We start from the raw sequence: 20965 nt of genomic DNA, 5'->3' as shown, positions 1-20965 counted from the left end.
ATCTCACTGACCAAAGCGGCGATAAGATTAAATCTACCCCCTAACTTTTATTGATTGTGTGAAAACAGATCACGATCTGACATTTTCATCAACATAATCAGTAGAAGCCGACGCACCTTTTCCTTAAAGTCTTGCTTTTCAACAAATAAACGGCAGAGCTACACCTAATTAAGCGCAATGAAAGACCAGCTAACGATTTCAATCTCCACCATTAACGGTTCCAAGCATTGGTACTTCAGTAAAACCATGCAACGCAACTTTAAAACTGGCGTAGTGGTGTTTGTACTGGCGTTAGCGGCGACTGCAATTTTGATAAACCACCTCTACTCACAAGTGGATGATGCGGTTCTTAAACAGGCAGAACTGACCGAACGTTCGCGTAGTATCGGGCAAGAACTCGATGATTTAAAAAATCTTAAATCCGAGTTAGAGAACGATCTCTCTGAACGAGAAGAACGCGTTCAACTCGTTTCTGAACGCTTAGGTGAGTTAGAAAAAGTGCTTGGTGTTGCCAAAGAGTCCTCCAGCGATAGTTTGGATGCGCGACTAGATACCGCAGCCATTACCTCACATGTACGTATGGCAATGCTTAATCAGATCCCTAACGGCTCGCCAGTAGGAAAGGCACGTTTTTCTTCTGGTTTTGGTAAACGCGTCCATCCCGTTACAAAGCAAGTCAAGATGCACCGAGGATTGGACTTTGCCGTAAACACTGGAACCAAGATTTACGCGCCAGCAGATGGCGTTGTTGAAGTTACTCGACGCAGTAAAAAAGGCTCGGGGAACTTCTTACGTTTACAACATTCATTCGGCTTTTCGAGCTCTTACTCGCACTTAACAGGGTTCAAAGTCAAAACCGGTGAGTTCGTCAAAAAAGGACAACTCATTGCAATCTCCGGCAACAGTGGGCTCTCTTCTGGTCCCCACCTTCATTATGAAGTGCGTTTTGTCGGACGAGCCCTAAACCCGAGGCCATTTGTCGATTGGAACCTCAATGATTTTGAAGACATCTTTACCAAGGAGCGAAGAATACGATGGGAATCTTTAATCAAAACCGTGGAACAACGAGTAGCCCAACAGCTTCAACTCTCATCGCCAAAGGCTGTACTGTTAGCGGAGAACTCAAAGTAGAAAGCGACATCCAGATTGATGGTATTGTTGAAGGTCAATTGCACGTCGAAGGCACCCTTGTGGTCGCAGAAAGTGGTCGCATCAAAGGCGATGTTTATGCGAAGCAACTTGTCATCAATGGCGTCCTTGATGGCAACTTCCATGCAGAGCACATTCAAGTGCTCGCAAAAGGTCGTGTTAGCGGCAAGATCTGGAGCAACAACTTGAGCATCGAACCGGGCGGTAAGTTCTTCGGTGAGGCAGCAGAACTACCAGAAAAAGAAGTGGTGACGTTAAAAGACAAATCCACAGCAGTGAAAGGCGCCGCAAGAGCCGATAAGCCGCAGGCGGTTAAAAGCGCTTAATAACAAACCAAAAGAGCACATTTAAGTGCTCTTTTTTGTTTATCCTCTTCATCACCTCTCCCACTCCTTCATATCGTTACGAACACAGCCTCGATAACGGATTCGCACTTGGTAGAAGCGAAGCCAGTACTTTTATTCGGGCAAAGTCAGCGGATTGTGAAACTTCATCCACATGCAAAAATATCGCTAGTAGATTTTCATTTCTCTCGACTATGATTCGCGCTCCTGTGTTTTGGTGATTATTTTAATGAGAATTTATACCGCTATTATCACGGCAGCACTCGCTGCAACAACACTTATCGCGCCTGCTCATGCGGACGATAAATTCACTTTGGGTCGTACCATTTTGCTTGAGCACGGTAACCTAGCAGCAAAAATCCCGATGATTGTTTGCCGCAATACCAACGCGATCAAAGTGAAAGCAGAGAAAGATATCGAACTACGAAAAGTGGTTGTACGATTCCAAAATGGTGACGAAAAAACCATTCGTTTCCATCGTGACCTTGATAAAGACAAAATGACAGATTGGCGTTACTTTGGTTACCGTCGCTGCGTAAAACATATCGAAGTTTACGGTAACTCAGAAGGCTCAAAGGCGGGCGTTCGCGTTTACGGCAAAGAGAAAAACGATTAAGTATCAGAGTGCGATCGTTCCTTTCATCGCAGACAAATACATAAAAAGACTCCCGCTTGGGAGTCTTTTTCGTTCTGTGACGAGTTTAAGCTGAGTGTTTATTGAGCGCTTTGTTTGATTGACTCAAACTTTTTCAACTGCTCTTGCTGGCGCTTCTCAAGCGTTGCTTTCTGTTCGTCAGTAAGCACATTGTAGATATCGTGCTGCGCTTTAAGTTGAGCAAGTTGTTTGTCCAACTGTTTTGCATTTGCTTGCTGAATCAGCTGTTTTGCTTTTGCTTCATCAAAGGATGATGCTTTAACCAGCTTCTCGAATTGTTTTGCACTCTCTTGAGCCGCTTTAGGATCTTGTTTGCCCGCTAATTCGCTGCTGAGCTTAATCTGGATGTCTTCAATTTTTGCTTGCTGCTCCGCAGTCATACTCTCTAAACCAAATGGTTTTGGTGCAACAGGCTGCGCTGGTGCGGATTCTGCGAATACATTCGCGCTGCTTAGTAGTAGAATCGTCGACAATAGGTAGCGTTTCATTGGGGGAACCTTCATTTACTGCTATTTGGAATTAGATGAGACTCAATCGATACCACATGGTTTCCTGTACCTAGTAAATATGAGGCATTCCTTCACAAAAATGATTTTCGATTGAAGCCCGAAGGAACCTTGTACAATTCCAATAACTGCGTCGTCTTTTCTCGTGATCGTTCGTCTTATACCCAAGTAACCTCGAGATGCTAGGTTCAGCGAGAATGACTTGGAAAGAGCTGGCTATTCCGCTGCGTTGTTTTCCTTGCTTGCTTTCGGTAAATAGGGAATCAATGACAGCGCTCTGAATCCTGCATCTTGAAGTCACTTGGATATAATCATTGTTTAACCCTAATTTAAGAACTTATGTTTACCTTTAAACCCGCAATCATTGAGATTGATACCCATAAAATCGCTATTTCACCGGATGACCAGAACCTTGTTGATGTCGCTCGTAAGGTCAGAGTGAATATCGCCGCACCGTGTTTAAAGAACAGACGCATCAAAGGCTGCTGTCATGTTTGTAAAGTAGAAGTGGATGGCCAGCCTCGCTACGCGTGTAAGGTAAAACCCATGCCGGGCATGAAGGTGATCGTGCGTCGTGCTGATTTAGATGCGACACGTAAAGAGGCAGCAAAAGCTTACAAGCAGAAGATTAAAGCGCAAGAGTCTGTCGCCAATGAGCAAAACTGACTGAATACGGCGGCATTCAAAAATAAAAAGGGCGACTATGGAGTCGCCCTTTGAAAGTTATGATTTTGGATTGAGGATGATCGTCGTGCGTTTCGCTTTGTTACCGAAGGCACGTTTTGCCAACGCTTTAACTTCTTCTAAAGTGACACTTTGCGCCGCTTTGTCGATATCAAGCAATACATCCAGTCCATAGTCATGAACAAGGTAACGCGTGTATGCCCAACTGCGTTGACCCGGACTGTCGTCGATGTCTTTCATTGCAACCACCAACTGTTTCTTCGCAATATCGACTTCTTTTTGAGTAATGTTCGTTGCCAAATCATCGATGATGTTGCCAAGCTGCGCATCCATTTTACTCACGTCTTTCGGATCGATTTGAGATTCAAAGAACCAGTCAGACACCATCTCTTCATCTTGCGTGATTGGGTAAATGCTTGGGCTGTAATCCAAACTTGCCTCTTCACGTAATTGATCAGTCACTCGTGCTGCCGCAATGCGTTGAAGTATGTCAATAACAACCGTTTCTTGCGCCGTTCTTGGCTGTTCATTGCCGTTCGTTAAACGCAATAAATACAACGACGATGGCTCGTGCCCTTCTGCCATTACCAAGCGTTTTTGCGCATTAGGATTAAAATCGATGTGGTAGTCCACGGCTTCACTTGGTTTTAGATCAATCGATGCAACGTACTTACGCAATAACGGCGTGATCTGCTCTGGGTCGATGTCTGCAACGATCACCATCTTGTAACCGCGGTTGTGGTTAAACAATGTCTCATGCAAAGCGAAAACTTCCTCTGGTGTGACATCCTTAACCCCATCTGCAGCTAACAGAACTTGGCGACTGTTTGGCAGGTAAGCGTTTTCATTTGCCGCTTTGACCCACTTACCCATTGGTGATTCAAAGAATGCTCGACGCTGTTGAACAAACTCGCGTTTCACAGCGGCAAGTTGACGCTCGTCGACTTTAATTTCCGTCATGATGTTGTACAAACCATTTAGCGCACTCGCAAGGTGTGCTTTTGGCGCGATCACTTCTACACCATGATTGGTTGCACCCAAAATAGGAAACAGTGAAATATCCGTTTTACGCAAGTAGCTGTCGAGCTCAGAACCAGAAAAACCACCTAAGCCACTGCGTGCGGCTGCCATCGTTGCCACATCAAAGGCAGGGTACAACGACTTATCTAACGCAGCTTTACCACCTTGGCTTGCTAAATAAACGTATGCGCGATTGGCTGCTTTCTCGTCTTTTTGGAACCACACCTCAATGCCGTTCGATAGAGTGTAAACTTGGAATCCACCCTTCTCTTCACGCATTTTAGTGATCGTGCCTTCTTTGGTTGGTTGAATAAAACCATCCGTCTGCGCATACATGTCCAATGGCTTCTCACCAGCTTGTGCATATGCGGCGCTCAAGGCTGCAAATTGACCTGAAAACTGTGCTTTGTCTTCGTTTTTACCCAGTCCAATTACAAAGTTTGCTGGTTCAGACAACAGCGCTTTCAGCTCATCATTGGCATGATCTAATGTGTTGCTGTCGATAAAGCTCGACAAGCTTTGCTCATACCCTTGCTTCGATTGGCTTACCGAGTTGATTTCTAACTGGTAAGTACGCGCTTCGGCATAACCTGCTGGCTTACGTTTCGACCAATCTGAATCAAGATTAGATAGCTCGCCATACCAACCAGACATCACACCATCAAGCTCTTGTTGTGTCACTCCGTAGTCGCGTAAAGACGTTAGCGTATTTAGGAAGATTTTCTGAATATTGTCACGACGCTCTGGCGCAAAAGAAACACCGGCAGACATGACACTGTGGTAGTTGGACGTGTAAGGCTGTGCATACGCGTATTGGAAAGATTCCGCCGCATCATTTAACACCGCAAGCAAACGTTGCTGGATAAGCTGAGCACTGACTTCGTCTTGCCATGCGCTATGTTGTTGAGCCAAGGTTTGGCGCATCACAGAATCACGGTCGATGATCAGATGCAGACTTGGCGATTCCATTTGGCTGCTTGGCAGAATGCGATTGGCGTTATTCGCGCGAATATCACGTCGCTTCTCAACCACAACGTCAGACGTGCTCTCCCAGTTTGAGAATTTTTTCTCGATAATCTTAGCGATCGAGTCCACATCAACATTACCTGTGATGATCAACTCTGCGTATTGCGGCTGATACCACTTGTCATAAAAGCGCTTTAGAGCGGGTGATGACGTATTTTCAATCGAGCTACGCGTACCAATTGGATCGTGCTCTGCGTAAGGCGTCCCCTCAATTGTGGCTTCGTACGCAGTGAAAGACAGCGGCTTATCATCCGGACGAGAACGTCGCCACTCTCCCAAAATCACGCCTTTCTCTTTTTCTACCTGCGTTGGGTCAAATTGAATGCCATCACCGATGTCACGCATCCACGTTAGCGCCTCATTCAGCTTGTCTGGATTGGCGAGATCCAATTTGTACGTCGTCTGCTGATAGGTTGTCGTGGCATTAATATCTGCACCAAAGCTGCCGCCTGATGCTTCAAACAGCTTTACAACATCATTGCCAGAAAAGTGCGTACTGCCATTGAACGCCATGTGCTCAATAAAATGAGCGTAGCCTTTTTGGCTGGCGTCCTCTTGGAAGGAGCCGACATTCATCATCAAACGTACTGAGACTTCTTCGTCTTGAGTCGGATAGATGTGGTACTTCATCCCATTGGCAAGTTGGTCGACATGCCAATTTGTATCGGCTTGGAGAGGTGTTGATTGGGGAGTCAGAGCGCACCCTGACAGTAATAATGCGGTTAATAACAACGTGCTACGCATAACTATTGTCCCTAACAATGAATAATTGAGGCAATATATCGATCACGTCATATGCTTGATATTTAATATGCAATATACGCCCTTATAGTAAGACTTTGATCACATTTTATAAAAGCAAGAATCATTTACAAAGATGTAAATAACGGTTTGCTAATAAACAAGTTAGCGCAAAAAAGCAAAACAATTTGAACAAAATGTGTGCATTAGCATGAGTATGAATCAAATACGCGACACAGATCGGTATTTATTTTGAACACTAAAATATAATATCGGCGCGAAATACAAATTTTTATAAATAATAAGAGCCAATCATATCTGTATGTTTAAGAACTTATCTTTGAAGAACAAGCTGGCGATCTCTGCCAGCGCTGCCATCATCCTCGGGGGAGTGTTGGTAGAGGGGCTGTCTTTCCGTGACTCTTTGCAACGACTTGACGTTGAAGTTGCACAGCGTTTAGAAAGCACAAGCGCATCTTACAACCAATATGTAAGTGACTGGATTCTATCCAAAGAACGAGCACTGACTTCACTATCACAAGACGCTAAAAAATCGGCAATCGTGACGCACTTAAAACAAGTTCGCGATTCTGCCAAGTTTGATAACGTCTTCTTAGCTTACCCGGACGGTTCGCAAGATAACGCAAACGGCGTTGTTCTACCACCAGGTAACGATGACCCACGCAAATGGGGTTGGTATACCAATGCCATTGCTAATCCATCCAAAGTCTTTATGGATAACCCAACGGTTGCCGCCGCAACAGGCGCAAACGTGGTGTCTTTGGGTAAAGCGATACAGCTTCACGGTCAAACCTCAGTATTAGGTGCTGACGTAGAAATCGGCGATATCCTAAACAGCCTAAACCAAGTAATTTTACCGGGCGAAGGCTATATGTTCATTGCGAACGACCAAGGCAATATCTTCACTCACAACGACAGCAAACTGCTTAATCAACCTGTGAGCAAGCTTGGTTTGAGCAACAATGACATCGTTGCAGCAGCAAGATCTGGTCAGGATCGAACTGTGTCTATTCAGGGTAAAGACTTTGTGGTTTACGCAAAAGCCATCGACGGTACCAAGCTAACCACAGTAACCGTTCTGGATAGCGACTCACTTGTTGCACCACTTTACGATGCCGTTTGGGGACAAATTATCGCGACGGCTATCGTTGTGATCATCTGTGTGGCGTTGTTTAACTTGCTGTGTAACATCCTGTTCCGCCCGCTTTACAACGTCTCTCATGCACTGTCGCAAATCGCTAACGGCAGTGGTGACTTAACTCAACGCATCAAAGTAGAAAACCGCGATGAGGTAGGTGAACTGGCAGAGAACTTCAACCAGTTCGTTGCGAGCCTTCAGCAGCTTATTGGTCATATTCGTCATCAAGCCGAAGACCTAAACCAACAGTCTGAGCTAAGCACTAAGCGTGCAAACCAATCGGTTGATGAGCTAAACCATCAGCAACAAGAAATCACGCTTGTGGCAACGGCAGTGACAGAAATGGCGTCTGCAACTCAAGAGATCGCCTCTCACGCTGAACAAACAGCGAAAGTAGCGCAAGATTCATCAGTAAGCACACAAAACGGTCACTCACTTGTGGTAAACACGAAAGACTCGATCAACAACTTGTCTTCTGAAGTGAACCAAGCAAGTGGTGTTATTAGTGAACTAAACCAACACGCACAAGACATCAACACCGTGCTGTCGACCATCCGTGATATTGCTGAACAAACCAACCTACTTGCGTTGAACGCGGCAATCGAAGCGGCGCGCGCTGGTGAACAAGGTCGTGGATTTGCAGTCGTGGCTGATGAAGTTCGCGTACTATCGCAACGTACACACACTTCAACAGAAGAGATCAAATCCACCATCGAAACGCTGCAACGCACCACTCAACGTGCTGTAACCTTGATGGAACGCAGTTCAGAACTGGCGATGGGTTCGGTAGAAGATGCCGACCGTGCTTCGCAAGCGTTGGATGAAATCAATTCAGCGGTTGCATTGATCAGCGACATGGCGACACAAATCGCTACAGCAGCAGAAGAGCAAACGCACGTGACCAACGAGATCACGCAGAATGTTACGTCCATCAAAGACGTGACCGATCACTTGGTGATTGGTGCAGAAGAATCCATGAACCAATCTTCTGAGCTGAAATCACAAGCTGAAGACCTCAACTCGAAAGTAGCGACATTTAAACTGGCGTAATACTCGTTTCTAAGCTCAATATCAAACCCCGCCTAGCTGCGGGGTTTGTTTTTCCCACCGATACTTCTCTCTTAAATTGACCTCAAAGCCTTAAAAATCCGTACATATATCCAACCAGTATTTTCACCTACCGCCACGAGCAAGCTTCATAGAAAGCGTGGTAGGACATCATTTAGGGAAACGGCTTTTCAACCTTATTCTGAATACGTTCGAAGAGGTGCGCTTATGAATCTTATGGACCTACCCAAAAAACGGGGGAAATGGAATCTCGAACTGTGCAAACGAAGCGCAGCACAATACAAAACCCGCACCGCATGGAGCGAAGGGAGTAAAGCGGCTTATAGTGCTGCTTATCGTAACGGTTGGCTAGACCAATGCTGTGCCCACATGCAACGCGTTGGCGTTAAGTGGACCTACGAAAAATGCGTACGCAGCGCCGCTCGATATAAAACCCGCTCTGAGTGGAACCAAGCGTGCAAAAGCGCCTACCATGCAGCTCGTAAAAATGGCTGGGTAGAAGATTGCTGCGCTCACATGCTTCCCTCTCGTACAGGTAAAAAATGGACCTTTGAAAACTGCGCGAAAAATGCCAAGAAGTACAATACCCGTTCTGATTGGCAACGCGGTTGCAGCGGTGCTTATAACGCAGCAAATCGTAATGGTTGGCTAGACGAATGCTGCACTCACATGAAGCCCATCGAACTGAAATGGGACTTCGCGGCGTGCCTCAAAAGCGCTCGAGCGTTTCGGACCCGGACCGAGTGGATCAGCGCGTGCAAAAGTGCGTATCAAGCGGCACGAAACCGAGGTTGGTTGGAGCACTGCTGCGCTCACATGGGTGCGCCGAGGACGCAAAAGAAATGGACACTCGACGCCTGCATCAAAAGTGCTTCTGAATTCAAGACTCGAACCGCATGGCAAGAAGGCTGCAGTGGCGCTTACTTCGCAGCACACCGTAATGGATGGATGAAAAAGTGTTGCCAGCATATGCGCTCTGCTCGCGCCAAATGGACACTGAAAATCTGTAAGGGCAGCGCCTCTTACTTCTCGACCAAGAAAGATTGGCTTCGCTGCTGTCGAGGCGCATACAACGCCGCACATCGTAATGGATGGCTGGTCGAGTGCTGTTCACATATGAAGAGAGCAACCAGCTCGCGATTGTCTTTAAATCCAACCGTTTAACACAACAGCCGGTGGGCAACGTTTTTCGTGATCCTACTTCGCGTTTTAACCACATGAATCCCTTCGTTCGGCTGAGTTGGGATTCATTTCACAGTTTATTCATGAAGCGAACCTAGACTGAAAAAATCCATCGAACTCGTTCGACCTACAACAACGTTAGGCACGATAAAAACTAGGTACTACAGCACCTCTAGGACATTTCATGAAGAAGAACTTACTTGCTATTGCTCTTGGTAGCGTGATTGCGCTAACGGCTGCTCCATACTCCATTGCAGCAAACGATGCTGCTATCCAATCTTCAGCCGACTATTCACAGATCGTCACCAAGCGTCAGGTTGTCGACCAACTGCTCAACGACGCGGTAAAGGCATTCAAATCCCCTGCGCGTATCTCGCACGCTGGTTTTACCGCCAAAATGCCGAGCAACATGGAGATTGTTACCGACCGCTTACTAGAAGCCTACAAACTTGAGCCATACCGTACTGACCTGCTGATTTCTGCGGCAAACGCGCAGATCTACAACAAGAATGCAGACCGCGCGATTGAACTGTTCGAACAAGCCCTTTCGGTCGCACCAGACGATGTGGACTTGCACGCTTACTTAGCGGTATGGCAACGCTTTGAGGGCAACCAAGCGGAATCAGCGAAACACATGGCGACGCTCACGAAGCTCAATGCTGGTAAAGCGGCAGACATCCAACGCATCTTCGACACTGTAGACCGCGTGCTTGCCACGCCACTAAAAGAGAAAGCCGATAAAGGCAAACTAAATGACAAGGGGGCGATCGTCACACTGGGATACGCACTGAATCCGGATGGTTCAATGCACCAAATCTTGGTTGAGCGTTTGGAAACCACGCTAGCCATGGCAAAAGCAAACCCAGACGCGTTGATCGTATTGACGGGCGGCGTACCAAAGAACCACAAAACCGAAGGCAAATTAATGGCAGACTGGCTGATCGAAAAAGGCATCAGCAAAGATCGCATCATTGAAGAAAACTATGCCACCAGCACGGTAGGTAACGCTCTATTCAGCAGCTACGCATTAGCACGTCATAACATCAAGCACGCGACCATCATCAGCTCAGCGAGCCACGTGCGCCGTGGTCAAACGCTATTTGAAATCGCAAGCTGGCAAACTGGTCCACAAGGCATCTCTTTCGACACCGTAAGTTACCCAGACAAACCGCTTAAAGACTTAGCCAAAGCCAGCGATAGCGAATTGCTTGGTATTTATCGCGATGCACTGCGTACTTACGGCATGTGGAGCTACCGATCTTACCCGCTAGAGTCGCGTTAAGTATTCTCGCTTCATACCAATCAAAAAAAGCCTGCGTACTTGCAGGCTTTCTTGTCTTTGTGCCGTGGTAAGACCCGCTTAAATCGCTTCGCCGTTTACCGTTACTGCTACATCAATGTTGCCACGAACTGCGTTTGAGTATGGGCAAACTTGGTGCGCAATGCGCGTTAGCTCTAGCGCTTGTTCTTGTGGCATATCTAGCTCTACCGCTAGGCTCACTGTTAGTGCGAAGCCGCCGTTGTCGTTCGGACCGATACCTACTTCCGCTGTTACGGGTGCGCTTTTCAGGTCTACTTTACCTTCACGTGCTACGTGCAGAATCGCGTTAGAAAAACATGCCGAATAGCCTGCTGCGAACAGCTGTTCTGGGTTAGTTGCTGCGCCTGTGCCGCCCATTTCCTTCGGGTATGACAGCTCTAGATCGAGAAGACCGTCATCTGTTTTTACTTGACCATTACGACCAGCCAAAGCGGTAGCTTGAGTTTTGTATAGAGTAGTCATGCGAGTATCCTTCCTAATTTAAGTTGCGCACAATTTAATTGCCCACAATCTTAGATCGAAGTAAAGATCGTTTGCAACTATATTGTGCACAATTTATTTTATAACTCTCTTTTTCTATGAGCAGGTAGGCAACGCCAATGAGCCAGTGTTACACCGACAACACCATGACCGACGACGATAAACTCTTACTCGAAAACCAAGTTTGCTTCCCGCTCTACAGCGCAGCAAATGCAGTGATCCGAGCTTACCGCCCGCTGCTGGACGAGCTTGATCTGACTTATTCGCAGTACTTAGTGATGATGGTGCTGTGGGAGAAAGACGGTGCCAGTGTGAAAGAACTGGGATCACAACTGCATTTGGACTCAGGCACACTCACACCGCTGCTTAAACGCTTAGAAGCAAAACGCTATGTAGAGCGTGGTCGCAGTGAAACCGATGAGCGCGTCCGCGTACTCAACCTCACCGAGCAAGGTCTTGCTCTCAGAGAACAAGCCAAGTCAGTGCCAAACGCCATGATGTGTAAAATCACATTAGAGCTGGATGAAATGATCATGCTGAAGAAGCTGTGTGGCAAAGTGCTCGACAATCTGAGCTAATCCTTTGAAATCTTGCCCACTGACGAAATAAGTGGGCGATGAGACGTTAAAGGTTGATTGAAATCATACTCAACCAGTAGCACTTATGTAAAACTCCGCGCGCTCAAGTTTGGGCATACATTTCGGAGTATTAAATGAAAAAGGCAGTATTCGTTCTTCTTGTTAGTTTCGGTATGGTTTCTGCGGCGTTTGCCCATTCTGGAGGCACCGATGCAAATGGCTGTCATACAAACAGTAAAACTGGTGAGTACCACTGTCACAACCGCAAATAATTCCGTTTGCATAATATGAGAAGGCGCGGCTTATCGCGCCTTTTTAAGCGGGAATCACACGTTATACCTCCATCCTCCCTCATCGTCCTTCTCAATCAACATTATCTATTATCGCTCTGCATTCATCTTCAATAAAACCTATCAAAGCAAACTCACCTACATCGGATATGCCTATCAAGTGAAATAGGAAATGGCTATCAATAGGATAGTTACAAGCGATTTTCCTTAAACACACTCCGATGAGAATATACTTTCCGAAAGCAACAACAGCTCAGCTTAAAACATTCAAAGGAAAGTAAATTATGATTAATACTCAAATCAAACCATTTGCAGCTACAGCGTACAAAAACGGCGAATTCGTTGAAGTAACAGAACAAGACGTTTTAGGTAAATGGGCAGTATTCTTCTTCTACCCAGCAGACTTTACGTTTGTATGTCCAACAGAACTGGGCGACCTAGCAGACCACTACGAAGAGCTACAAAAACGTGGCGTAGAAGTTTACTCAGTATCAACTGACACACACTTCACTCACAAAGCATGGCACGACAGCTCAGACACAATCGGTAAGATTCAGTACTACATGCTTGGCGACCAAACAGGCAACATCACAAACAACTTCGGTGTGATGCGTGAAGGTCAAGGTCTTGCAGACCGCGCTACGTTCCTAATCGACCCAGAAGGTACTATCCAAGCAATGGAAATCACTGCTGAAGGTATCGGTCGTGACGCAGAAGACCTACTACGCAAAGTGAAAGCAGCTCAATACGTAGCAGCGCACCCAGGCGAAGTTTGCCCAGCTAAATGGAAAGAAGGTGAAGAGACACTAGCTCCATCACTAGACCTAGTTGGCAAAATCTAAGCCACTGAAATTTAAGTTCTAATCAGTTCCCGATTTCCTTTTTCTGATTAGAACTGAATTAGAGAGCACTTCAGGTTAGATACCTTGACGACCTTCTGCCTGATTTGCTCTCTCCCCCTCAGGTTTTATCTACAGTAACCACTTTTTAGTTTTAATTAAGGTAGTAACAACTATGTTAGACCAAGCGATCCAACAACAACTCAAACAATATCTGGCTAATGTAAAAGAAGAAGTTCGTTTAGTGGTTAGTCTAGATGAAAGCAAAGCATCGAATGACATTTTGTCTCTAGCGAACCAAATCGCAGAGATGAGCGACCTAATCACCGTTGAACGTGACGACAACGCAAGCGCACGTAAACCAGTGATGGCGGTAACTAACCCAGCAAAAGGCACAGCACTACGCTTTGCAGGCTTGCCAATGGGTCACGAATTTACCTCTCTAGTATTGGCACTGCTTCACTCTGGCGGTCACCCAATCAAACTAGAACCGGAAGTGATTGAGCAAATCGCAGCACTAGACAAAGATCTAGACGTAGAAATCTTCATTTCACTGTCGTGCCAAAACTGTCCCGACGTAGTTCAAGCGTTCAACATGATGGCGGCGATCAACCCGAAAGTAAAAGCAACCATGATCGACGGTGGTTTGTTCCAAGATGAAGTGAAACAACGCGACATCATGGCAGTACCAAGTGTATTCGTGAACGGCGAGCTATTTGGTCAAGGTCGTATGTCTCTGACTGAAATCCTGAACAAAGTGGATGACGGAGCAAGCGAGAAAGCCGCAAAAGCACTGAGCGAAAAAGACCCATACGACGTACTTGTTGTCGGCGGTGGTCCTGGTGGTAGCGCAGCTGCTCTATACGCTGCTCGTAAAGGTATTCGCACTGGCATTGTTGCTAAGCGCTTTGGTGGTCAGGTTATGGACACCATGGCAATTGAGAACTTCATTTCGGTAAAACGTACTGAAGGTCCAAAACTGGCAACTGACCTAGCAGAACACCTAAAAGAATACGACGTAGACGTAGTAACTGAGCAACAAGCTGAGAAGCTAATGGGCGCAGCACACACAGAAGATGGTTTGATTCATATCCAACTTGAAAGCGGCGCAACGCTGAAGAGTAAGAGTGTCATCCTAAGCCCTGGTGCACGCTGGCGTGAAATGAACGTTCCGGGTGAGCAAGAGTACCGCAACAAAGGTGTCGCGTACTGCCCACACTGTGACGGCCCACTGTTCAAAGGCAAGAAAACTGCGGTTATCGGTGGTGGTAACTCAGGCATCGAAGCTGCTATCGACCTTGCTGGTATCGTCGAACACGTAACGGTTCTTGAATTCGCAGACGTACTTCGCGCAGACCAAGTGCTTATCGACAAAGCGAACTCACTACCAAACGTAGACATCATCACGATGGCGCAAACTACTGAAGTTGTGGGCGACGGTACTCGCGTAACAAGCTTGAAGTACAAAGACCGCAACACAGATGAAATCAAAGAGATTGAACTGTCAGGTATCTTTGTTCAAATCGGTCTAGTACCGAACACAGAATGGCTAAAAGATTCAGAAGTAGCCCTATCTGATCGCGGCGAAATCGAAGTCGGTAGCCGTGGCGATACTAGCCTAGAAGGTGTGTTCGCAGCCGGTGACGCAACAACCGTTCCTTACAAACAGATCATCATTGCGATGGGTGAAGGTGCAAAAGCAAGCTTAGGCGCATTTGACTACCTAATCCGTAAGCAAGGTTAATCTCCAAATTTCTTGGACACAAAGCGCACAGTGCTGTGTTTTCTTCCCCAGAAGGCCAATCGGGGCACTGTGTAGAACGGAGTGGCAAGAAATAAAAGCAAAAACCTAGAAGCCCAAAGACTTTGCCAGCAGCTACTACTGCTGGCTTTTTTTGGTTTGTGGCGAAAACACTGAGCACACAACAAGAAAGAACAGCCCTCCCCCTTGATAACCATATTCAAATGCTTGGCAAACGATGTCGAGAAAAGGGTGAGTTGGAGGGGGTTGCAAGCGCATAACCCAACATTCAGATTCAAAGCACTAACCCCACCTAACCTCCCCTTGTATCAAACTCTGAAGCTCTCAATACTCTGAGCTCAAAGGGGAGGAACTGGTTCTACACTCGCGGATAATTCAATTCACAATGCAACATCACAACGCGCTGAAAATAGATTCTGAATACTCGCTTAGGCTCCTTCAGAATGACGCTGTTCGTTTAGCTCTCTCTTTCCGTCATTCCCGCGAACCTAGGTGAGACTGGGAATCTACTCACCAAAAACTCGATCGAAATTGATTAGTAAGAACACGAACAAACAAAAGGTGAAAGAAGGTCGCAAGCACCTAACCCAACATTCAGATTCAAAGCACTAACCCCACCTAACCTCCCCTTGTATCAAACTTCGAAGATCTCAACACAACGAGTTCAAAGGGGAGGAATTGGTTCTGCATTCGCGGATAATTCAATTCACATTGCAACACAACAACGAGCTGAAAATAGATTCTGAATACTCGCTTAGGCTCCTTCAGAATGACGCTGTTCGTTTCACGCTCTCTCCCCGTCATTCCCGCGAACCTAGGTGAGACTGGGAATCTACTCACCACAAACTCGATCGAAAATGATTAGCAAGAACACAGACAAACAAAAGGTGAAAGAGGGTTGCAAGCACCTAACCCAACATTCAGCCTCAAACCACCAACCCCACCTAACCTCCCCTTGTATCAAACTCCGAAGCTCTCAAAGCAACGAGTTCAAAGGGGAGGAATTGGCCCTGCAATCGCGGAAAGTTCAAATCACAATGCAACATCACAACGCGCTGAAAATTGATTCTGAATACTCGCTTAGGCTCCTTCAGAATGACGCTGCTCGTTTAGCTCTCTCTTTCCGTCATTCCCGCGAACCTAGGTGAGACTGGGAATCTATTCACCAAAAACTCGATCCAAATAATTAGCCAAAGCACTTACAATAAAAAATTCCAAAAAGCCCTTTACTTCAACTTAACTTGAGGTTTTAGCATGTTCATCGTTGGCTAGGAAATGAAAGAAAGGAGCACACAATGATCCAACTAGAACATGTGAACTTAGTGGTAAAGGATATCCCAGAAATGCTGAAGTTTTATCAAGCGGCATTTCCGCATTGGTATGTACGTGATGAAGGTACTGGCGAATGGAGTGGAAAGCCGAGAAACTGGCTGCACTTTGGCGATGAATACCAATACATTGCAATGAGCGACCACGGCGAAGGCAACAACCGAGAATTAAGTGGTCACCAAGTTGGTCTCGCACACTTCGCCTACGTGACTAATGACATCGACGGTGTGACAAAACGATTGATTGAAGCTGGTTATCCAATTGCCCAACCCGGCGCAAAAGAGCCATACCGTAAGAACATTTACTTTGTTGACCCAGCTGGCTTTGAAATCGAATTTGTAGAATACCTTACCGATGATCCAAAACTACGTAACTTAACGAGTTAATACCAAGTATAAAAAACGCCAGCAGGAATTCCTTGCTGGCGTTTCGTTTATCAAGGGGGCGTAATTGACGATGCACGTATCTATTGAGAAAGAGACGGGCGGTAAGGCTCTTCTCGAACACCGTGTGAGAGCACTAACTTAATAATGAAGATTGGTGCTAACCATTCTAAACCAGTCGGAGCCGGGACTAATGTCGAAAGAATGATGGATAACATGACTGCAAGTAGCGCAACCGGACGTTGTAAATAAAGCGGCAGGAAGTGCAAAAACACAACCGATACCATCATCACGGCATACCAGAAAAACGCGTAAGACCAAGCGACATCAAAACATAACGGCACAGCAAACAATTGAAAGTGAATAGCAGGGAACAAGAATTTGCTGCCTACCAATTTGCCCATCCAAGTCAGCTCAAGTTTTTGGTCGGTATGTAGAAATCGCTTCATCGAGCCTAAAGAGTTTGTCAGAACACCTCCAATCATATCTAACGTGAGCAATGACGCGACAATAATTTGAAGCCAACTCCACTCCAAGGTTTGCCATGCAAAAAAGTAGAAGATCACTGGAGCAATAAACGCTGCGTAATTGGCGATCATGGATTCCGCTTTGGTTGCACCAAACCCAGTCGTGAAGTTGAACTTACCCTCACAATCCCAATTGATATGCGCATTCTTTATCGTAGTTTTACTCGTAGACATCATTCGATCCCCTTCATTTAAACGGCTTATTCATTTCAAATCTTTTAAGACCATCTGGTCTATAAAAAGAATAATCAATCAAAACTTATCCTGTCAAACTTTTTAGACCACATGTTCTAAAATAGAAAATCTCACGAGTGGATACTGTGAAAGCTTAGGTTGTTCATAACAGCGACAGAGGGGGAAAATGGCAAAGCCTAAGGTAATAGACTAACCAAGCAGCAGATAATCGATAAAGGTTCTTACTTTGTATGGCGGCGCAACAGTACTTGGGTAGACGATATAAAGCTCCGTTGACCACGTATATTCTTGAAGCAAGCTCACCAACTCCCCTTTGGCAAGATAGCCATCGGCAAGAAAGTCGAGCGCACACGCGATCCCGACGCTGTTTTTCGCCATTTGAACCAGCATTGCTTCAGAATCTGAACGAATAGGTGACTTAAGTTCTACGAACTCGTGTGAATTGTCCGAGAAAGTGAAGCGCCACTTATCTTTGGTTAAGCAACTGCGATAGTTCATGCATCTGTGTTGCTTCAAATCAGATGGAAAAAATGGTTCTCCAAACGTTTCGACATATTGGGGAGACGCGACAACTTTTGTTCCGATGTCTTTGATCTTTCTGCACTTGTAAGAACTATCGGGCACAGTTCCAATATGAAACGCAAGATCAATGCCTTCACTCAGTAAGCCGCCTAACGTATAGCCATAAGTAAGATCTAACTCTAAATGAGGGTGCAGCTTCATGAACTCGGAGATCTTCGTCATCAAGGCATGGTCATGCTCTAACACGATGGGTAAACGCACTTTAAGTGTGCCGCTCAGCGTCTCATTTTGTTGGTCCAACGCATCGTGGCATTGCTTGATGTCATCAATGATTTTTACGTAGCTTTCATAGAGGAACTTGCCCTGCTCTGTCAGCGATAAGGTGCGGGTAGTACGGTGAATCAATGTGCATTGCAGCTCATTTTCCAATTGCTTGATCTGCTTGCTCACCACTGATTTAGACAATACCAGCTCATCTGCCGCCATTGAAAAGGAGTTGTGTTTCACCACGGTGTAAAACGTCATCAATAGGTTTAGATTCAGGTTTTTCATTGTCTTAGTCTCAGTTGCTTACCTTAATTATATCAAGCCCCCACTTATTGTATGCGAAGCGACAAGCATGATTGTTCCGTAGTAGAAACCTACTGTTTCCTAAGATGCATAATAAAACTCGATGATGGTGAACTCTTTGAGATCAATAAAATCAATCAGATAGGAGCACACGTTTTAAGGGCGTCACGTTATCGTTTCTGTGGGGAAACACTCTTTGCGATTAAGTTTATTTTTCTTCTTCTGAGCCTATTTCATTCTGAGTACACGAACGAGAGCACAGAGGAAAACCAGATGACACACAATAATTGCATGACTCATGACATCGCCAACCTAGAGCTTGCACCAGAAGGCAAAAAAAGAATCGATTGGGCAAGAGCACACATGCCAATTATGCGCAGTTTGATCGAGCGACTAGATCGAGAAAAGCCATTCTCTGGGCTGACCATTGGCATTTGTTTGCATGTTGAAGCCAAAACCGGGGTTTGGATGGAAGCCTTGACTAAAGGTGGTGCAAAGGTAGTACTGACTGGCTCGCCGGGTTCAACACAAGATGAAACAGCTGCAGCGCTGGTTCGTGATTGTGGCGTTCATGTCTTTTCACGACGCGATGAGAGCTTTGAAGACCACATACGTTATTGCCAAAATGTGTTGAGCTTTAATCCAGATATCATTGCTGACAATGGTGCGGACTTGCATGAGCTTATTTTTACTCATCCAGAATTCACTCATCTGCAAAGTACTTTATTAGGCGCAACTGAAGAAACAACCACAGGCGCAAACCGATTAAGAGAGGATTTTAAATCTGATCAATGGAGCACGTTGATCATCAATGACACTATGTCCAAACGCATCATTGAAAACCGCTTCGGTGTAGGCTCATCGGTTGTCGACGGCATTATGCGCGCAACCAATGTAATGCTGCATGGTAAGAAAGTGGTGGTCATCGGTTATGGTTACTGCGGGTCCGGTACAGCACAGCGCTTGCGTGGTATGGGGGCTCACGTAACGGTCGTAGAGAGCAATTCTCTAACCAAGTTGGAAGCTCACATGGAGGGCTTTTACACCTCTACCATAGAAGAAGCGCTACCAGACGCAGATATGGTGATTACGATTACTGGTCGCGATAACACACTACGTAAAGAGCACTTTGAATTGATGCGCGACAAAACCATCATTGCCAACGCAGGGCATTTCCAACGTGAAATCAACCTATCACAACTTGAGGAGTTGAGCACAAGCCAAAACAAAATTCGCCCTCATGTCACTGCGTATCAGCTCAAGGATAACAACAAACAACTGTTCGTCTTATCAGACGCGAACCTCGTCAACTTATCAGCTGGTGACGGCAATCCTATTGAGATCATGGACCTTGGTCTCGCGTTGCAAACATTGAGCTTAGAACGCATCGCCTTAAACGCGCAGTCCCTGAAGCCAATACCGCAACCGGTGCCATTTGATATCGAAATGATGGTTGCAGAGCTGGCATGTGAGCATTGGATTAATCACTAAACCAATAATAATAAAGCCAGTTGAGTCTCCTCTACTGGCTTTATCTGTTTGTTGTCCAGACTGATCTATTTGTCGTCATCAACGCTGCTTGGCGAAGACTTGGGTCCAGTAATAGCGATAATTCGTCGATTGGTTCTCCACCATGGATGAGCCCATCTGGTCGAAGTCGGCGTTCATGATATTAAGGCAGTGCCCTTCACTCGATAGCCAAGAGTTCATTACCGCATCGATTGAACGTTGCCCTCTCGCGACATTCTCTCCTAACCTGCTCCAAGCATAACCTGTGGCATTGACGCGACTGGAAAGCGTGCTGCCATTTGATCCGGTATGGCTCATAAAATCACTGTTTGCCATATCGCTAGAGTGTCCATAAGCTGCGCTTTCTAAATCGTAACTCCAAGTAAGCGCTCCAACGGGAGGCATAGTTCTTGAGCCACATTGCTGAGTTTTAGATCGAGCATCGTTAACTGCGGCAAGCATTTGCTCGGCAAAAGTGGTGGCTGTAGGTGGTGTATCAGGGGATTGTGAGCCGCTGTCTGCAGGTGATGACGAATCTCCATCGCCACCGCATGCACTGAGAAGTAGCGCCAAAGTAGGCACTAAGATCTTTGTTGGCATTGTCTGTCCTTATCTGTTTGACGAAAGGCAAAAAACGCTTTCGATAACCAAGTCCAATAACCTAACAAAAACCAATAAAAGCACCATATGGTGCAAGGTGTTTTAACCAAATACTCACGCTACGCTTTCATAGCTCGAATTTGCTTACGACTGGAGATTCAATTCCATATCGATACGGTGCATATCGACACCCCAACCATCAGGGATGTAGTTCAGCTCTACGGCACCATATTTGGCAAAAAACGGCGCAGATAAATGACTTGCGGCGATTTTGATTTGGGGGATGTTCAACTGCTCAGCTCGGTGAATCGCTCGGCTCATAAACTCATGACCAACCTTCATGCCTTGCGCTTTTGGTGAGATTAAAATCCAGTTCAAGCTATGAAATGCCTGTGTTTTGCCACTCAAACCATAAGCACCAACGAGTTCACCATTTAGAAAGCACACTTCATAACCTTGTGGGTCACTATCAAGAAACTCCGCGTAATCTTCTCTTTCATTGACTGTGAAATATACCCAAGTAACC

Annotated in this window: 20 protein-coding genes; 13 read left to right on the top strand and 7 right to left on the bottom strand. The window is 46.0% G+C overall.

What is annotated here, in order from left to right; all coding sequences use genetic code 11:
* Positions 1–177 precede the first annotated feature (177 nt).
* The 3 genes from VHA02S_RS17355 (at position 178) to VHA02S_RS17345 (ending at position 2109) form a co-directional block, all read left to right on the top strand.
* Entirely contained in the window at positions 178–1131 is a 954-nt protein-coding gene (locus VHA02S_RS17355; RefSeq protein ID WP_005449635.1) for a M23 family metallopeptidase, read from the top strand.
* Positions 1035–1475 carry a bactofilin family protein gene (locus VHA02S_RS25460; RefSeq protein ID WP_080640355.1) on the top strand — a complete coding sequence of 147 codons (441 nt, stop codon included), beginning with the start codon at positions 1035–1037 and terminating at the stop codon, positions 1473–1475. The genes VHA02S_RS17355 and VHA02S_RS25460 overlap by 97 nt, the downstream gene beginning before the upstream one ends.
* A gap of 247 nt (positions 1476–1722) precedes the next feature.
* Positions 1723–2109, top strand: a complete 387-nt coding sequence (locus VHA02S_RS17345; protein WP_005449637.1) for a DUF2541 family protein — start codon at positions 1723–1725, stop codon at positions 2107–2109.
* A 98-nt stretch (positions 2110–2207) separates the two neighbouring features.
* Here the strand turns inward: VHA02S_RS17345 and VHA02S_RS17340 are convergent, their stop codons facing one another.
* On the bottom strand, positions 2208–2636 hold the full coding sequence (locus tag VHA02S_RS17340; protein WP_005449638.1) for a Spy/CpxP family protein refolding chaperone: 429 nt from the start codon (positions 2634–2636) through the stop codon (positions 2208–2210).
* Between the two features lie 357 nt (positions 2637–2993).
* On the opposite strand from VHA02S_RS17340, the gene VHA02S_RS17335 reads away from it, so the two are divergent.
* Positions 2994–3320 carry a 2Fe-2S iron-sulfur cluster-binding protein gene (locus VHA02S_RS17335; RefSeq protein ID WP_038898043.1) on the top strand — a complete coding sequence of 109 codons (327 nt, stop codon included), beginning with the start codon at positions 2994–2996 and terminating at the stop codon, positions 3318–3320.
* A gap of 57 nt (positions 3321–3377) precedes the next feature.
* Here the strand turns inward: VHA02S_RS17335 and VHA02S_RS17330 are convergent, their stop codons facing one another.
* The gene (locus VHA02S_RS17330; protein ID WP_038898044.1) at positions 3378–6128 is read right to left on the bottom strand and encodes a M16 family metallopeptidase; all 2751 of its coding nucleotides are present in this window, start codon (positions 6126–6128) and stop codon (positions 3378–3380) included.
* Positions 6129–6447: 319 nt separating this feature from the next.
* Here VHA02S_RS17330 and VHA02S_RS17325 point away from each other — a divergent pair, with 319 nt between their 5' ends.
* The 3 genes from VHA02S_RS17325 to VHA02S_RS17315 all read left to right on the top strand — a co-directional run bounded on the left by VHA02S_RS17325 (position 6448) and on the right by VHA02S_RS17315 (position 10816).
* Positions 6448–8334 (top strand): methyl-accepting chemotaxis protein, encoded by a 1887-nt coding sequence (locus tag VHA02S_RS17325; protein ID WP_005449641.1) that lies wholly within the window; start codon positions 6448–6450, stop codon positions 8332–8334.
* 225 nt (positions 8335–8559) lie between these two features.
* Positions 8560–9516 carry a hypothetical protein gene (locus tag VHA02S_RS17320; protein ID WP_033007529.1) on the top strand — a complete coding sequence of 319 codons (957 nt, stop codon included), beginning with the start codon at positions 8560–8562 and terminating at the stop codon, positions 9514–9516.
* Between the two features lie 202 nt (positions 9517–9718).
* On the top strand, positions 9719–10816 hold the full coding sequence (locus tag VHA02S_RS17315) for a YdcF family protein (protein ID WP_038898046.1): 1098 nt from the start codon (positions 9719–9721) through the stop codon (positions 10814–10816).
* Positions 10817–10894: 78 nt separating this feature from the next.
* Here VHA02S_RS17315 and ohr read toward each other — a convergent pair whose 3' ends face one another.
* On the bottom strand, positions 10895–11317 hold the full coding sequence (ohr, locus tag VHA02S_RS17310) for an organic hydroperoxide reductase Ohr (RefSeq protein WP_005449644.1): 423 nt from the start codon (positions 11315–11317) through the stop codon (positions 10895–10897).
* Positions 11318–11454: 137 nt separating this feature from the next.
* Between ohr and ohrR the strand changes: the two genes are divergently transcribed.
* The 5 genes from ohrR (at position 11455) to VHA02S_RS17285 (ending at position 16519) form a co-directional block, all read left to right on the top strand.
* Complete coding sequence (gene ohrR / locus VHA02S_RS17305) at positions 11455–11913, top strand: transcriptional regulator OhrR (protein ID WP_038898047.1); 459 nt, start codon at positions 11455–11457, stop codon at positions 11911–11913.
* A gap of 134 nt (positions 11914–12047) precedes the next feature.
* On the top strand, positions 12048–12185 hold the full coding sequence (locus VHA02S_RS25895) for a YHYH domain-containing protein (RefSeq protein ID WP_005449646.1): 138 nt from the start codon (positions 12048–12050) through the stop codon (positions 12183–12185).
* A gap of 302 nt (positions 12186–12487) precedes the next feature.
* Complete coding sequence (gene ahpC / locus VHA02S_RS17300; protein ID WP_005374632.1) at positions 12488–13045, top strand: alkyl hydroperoxide reductase subunit C; 558 nt, start codon at positions 12488–12490, stop codon at positions 13043–13045.
* A gap of 172 nt (positions 13046–13217) precedes the next feature.
* A complete protein-coding gene (ahpF, locus tag VHA02S_RS17295; protein ID WP_038898048.1) occupies positions 13218–14786 on the top strand; it encodes an alkyl hydroperoxide reductase subunit F in 1569 nt (522 codons plus the stop codon).
* Between the two features lie 1313 nt (positions 14787–16099).
* The gene (locus tag VHA02S_RS17285; protein ID WP_009695869.1) at positions 16100–16519 is read left to right on the top strand and encodes a VOC family protein; all 420 of its coding nucleotides are present in this window, start codon (positions 16100–16102) and stop codon (positions 16517–16519) included.
* A gap of 80 nt (positions 16520–16599) precedes the next feature.
* Here VHA02S_RS17285 and VHA02S_RS17280 read toward each other — a convergent pair whose 3' ends face one another.
* Together VHA02S_RS17280 and VHA02S_RS17275 are read right to left on the bottom strand one after the other, a co-directional pair.
* Positions 16600–17217, bottom strand: a complete 618-nt coding sequence (locus tag VHA02S_RS17280) for a hypothetical protein (protein ID WP_172461359.1) — start codon at positions 17215–17217, stop codon at positions 16600–16602.
* Positions 17218–17427: 210 nt separating this feature from the next.
* Positions 17428–18312 (bottom strand): LysR family transcriptional regulator, encoded by an 885-nt coding sequence (locus VHA02S_RS17275; RefSeq protein ID WP_038898051.1) that lies wholly within the window; start codon positions 18310–18312, stop codon positions 17428–17430.
* 291 nt (positions 18313–18603) lie between these two features.
* Here VHA02S_RS17275 and VHA02S_RS17270 point away from each other — a divergent pair, with 291 nt between their 5' ends.
* A complete protein-coding gene (locus VHA02S_RS17270; protein WP_038898052.1) occupies positions 18604–19821 on the top strand; it encodes an adenosylhomocysteinase in 1218 nt (405 codons plus the stop codon).
* 78 nt (positions 19822–19899) lie between these two features.
* Here the strand turns inward: VHA02S_RS17270 and VHA02S_RS17265 are convergent, their stop codons facing one another.
* Both VHA02S_RS17265 and VHA02S_RS17260 read right to left on the bottom strand, forming a co-directional pair.
* Entirely contained in the window at positions 19900–20439 is a 540-nt protein-coding gene (locus VHA02S_RS17265) for a CAP domain-containing protein (RefSeq protein ID WP_009695868.1), read from the bottom strand.
* Positions 20440–20583: 144 nt separating this feature from the next.
* Positions 20584–20965: GNAT family N-acetyltransferase (locus tag VHA02S_RS17260; RefSeq protein ID WP_061788471.1), on the bottom strand; the 382-nt coding region annotated here is incomplete at its 5' end.

Source organism: Vibrio harveyi NBRC 15634 = ATCC 14126 = KCTC 12724 (assembly GCF_001591145.1).
Lineage (GTDB): Bacteria > Pseudomonadota > Gammaproteobacteria > Enterobacterales > Vibrionaceae > Vibrio > Vibrio harveyi.
Note: the sequence above shows the minus strand (reverse complement) of the source record. Positions and strands in the feature narration are given on the sequence as shown.

Coding starts and splice junctions, on each gene's coding strand:
- VHA02S_RS17325 (WP_005449641.1), top strand. CDS start 6,448: ATGTTTAAGAACTTATCTTTGAAGAACAAGCTGGCGATCTCTGCCAGC.
- VHA02S_RS25895 (WP_005449646.1), top strand. CDS start 12,048: ATGAAAAAGGCAGTATTCGTTCTTCTTGTTAGTTTCGGTATGGTTTCT.
- VHA02S_RS17355 (WP_005449635.1), top strand. CDS start 178: ATGAAAGACCAGCTAACGATTTCAATCTCCACCATTAACGGTTCCAAG.
- ahpC (WP_005374632.1), top strand. CDS start 12,488: ATGATTAATACTCAAATCAAACCATTTGCAGCTACAGCGTACAAAAAC.
- VHA02S_RS17275 (WP_038898051.1), bottom strand. CDS start 18,312: ATGAAAAACCTGAATCTAAACCTATTGATGACGTTTTACACCGTGGTG.
- ahpF (WP_038898048.1), top strand. CDS start 13,218: ATGTTAGACCAAGCGATCCAACAACAACTCAAACAATATCTGGCTAAT.
- ohr (WP_005449644.1), bottom strand. CDS start 11,317: ATGACTACTCTATACAAAACTCAAGCTACCGCTTTGGCTGGTCGTAAT.
- VHA02S_RS17280 (WP_172461359.1), bottom strand. CDS start 17,217: ATGTCTACGAGTAAAACTACGATAAAGAATGCGCATATCAATTGGGAT.
- VHA02S_RS17345 (WP_005449637.1), top strand. CDS start 1,723: ATGAGAATTTATACCGCTATTATCACGGCAGCACTCGCTGCAACAACA.
- VHA02S_RS17335 (WP_038898043.1), top strand. CDS start 2,994: ATGTTTACCTTTAAACCCGCAATCATTGAGATTGATACCCATAAAATC.
- VHA02S_RS17320 (WP_033007529.1), top strand. CDS start 8,560: ATGAATCTTATGGACCTACCCAAAAAACGGGGGAAATGGAATCTCGAA.
- VHA02S_RS17340 (WP_005449638.1), bottom strand. CDS start 2,636: ATGAAACGCTACCTATTGTCGACGATTCTACTACTAAGCAGCGCGAAT.
- VHA02S_RS17265 (WP_009695868.1), bottom strand. CDS start 20,439: ATGCCAACAAAGATCTTAGTGCCTACTTTGGCGCTACTTCTCAGTGCA.
- VHA02S_RS25460 (WP_080640355.1), top strand. CDS start 1,035: ATGGGAATCTTTAATCAAAACCGTGGAACAACGAGTAGCCCAACAGCT.
- ohrR (WP_038898047.1), top strand. CDS start 11,455: ATGAGCCAGTGTTACACCGACAACACCATGACCGACGACGATAAACTC.
- VHA02S_RS17270 (WP_038898052.1), top strand. CDS start 18,604: ATGACACACAATAATTGCATGACTCATGACATCGCCAACCTAGAGCTT.
- VHA02S_RS17285 (WP_009695869.1), top strand. CDS start 16,100: ATGATCCAACTAGAACATGTGAACTTAGTGGTAAAGGATATCCCAGAA.
- VHA02S_RS17330 (WP_038898044.1), bottom strand. CDS start 6,128: ATGCGTAGCACGTTGTTATTAACCGCATTATTACTGTCAGGGTGCGCT.
- VHA02S_RS17315 (WP_038898046.1), top strand. CDS start 9,719: ATGAAGAAGAACTTACTTGCTATTGCTCTTGGTAGCGTGATTGCGCTA.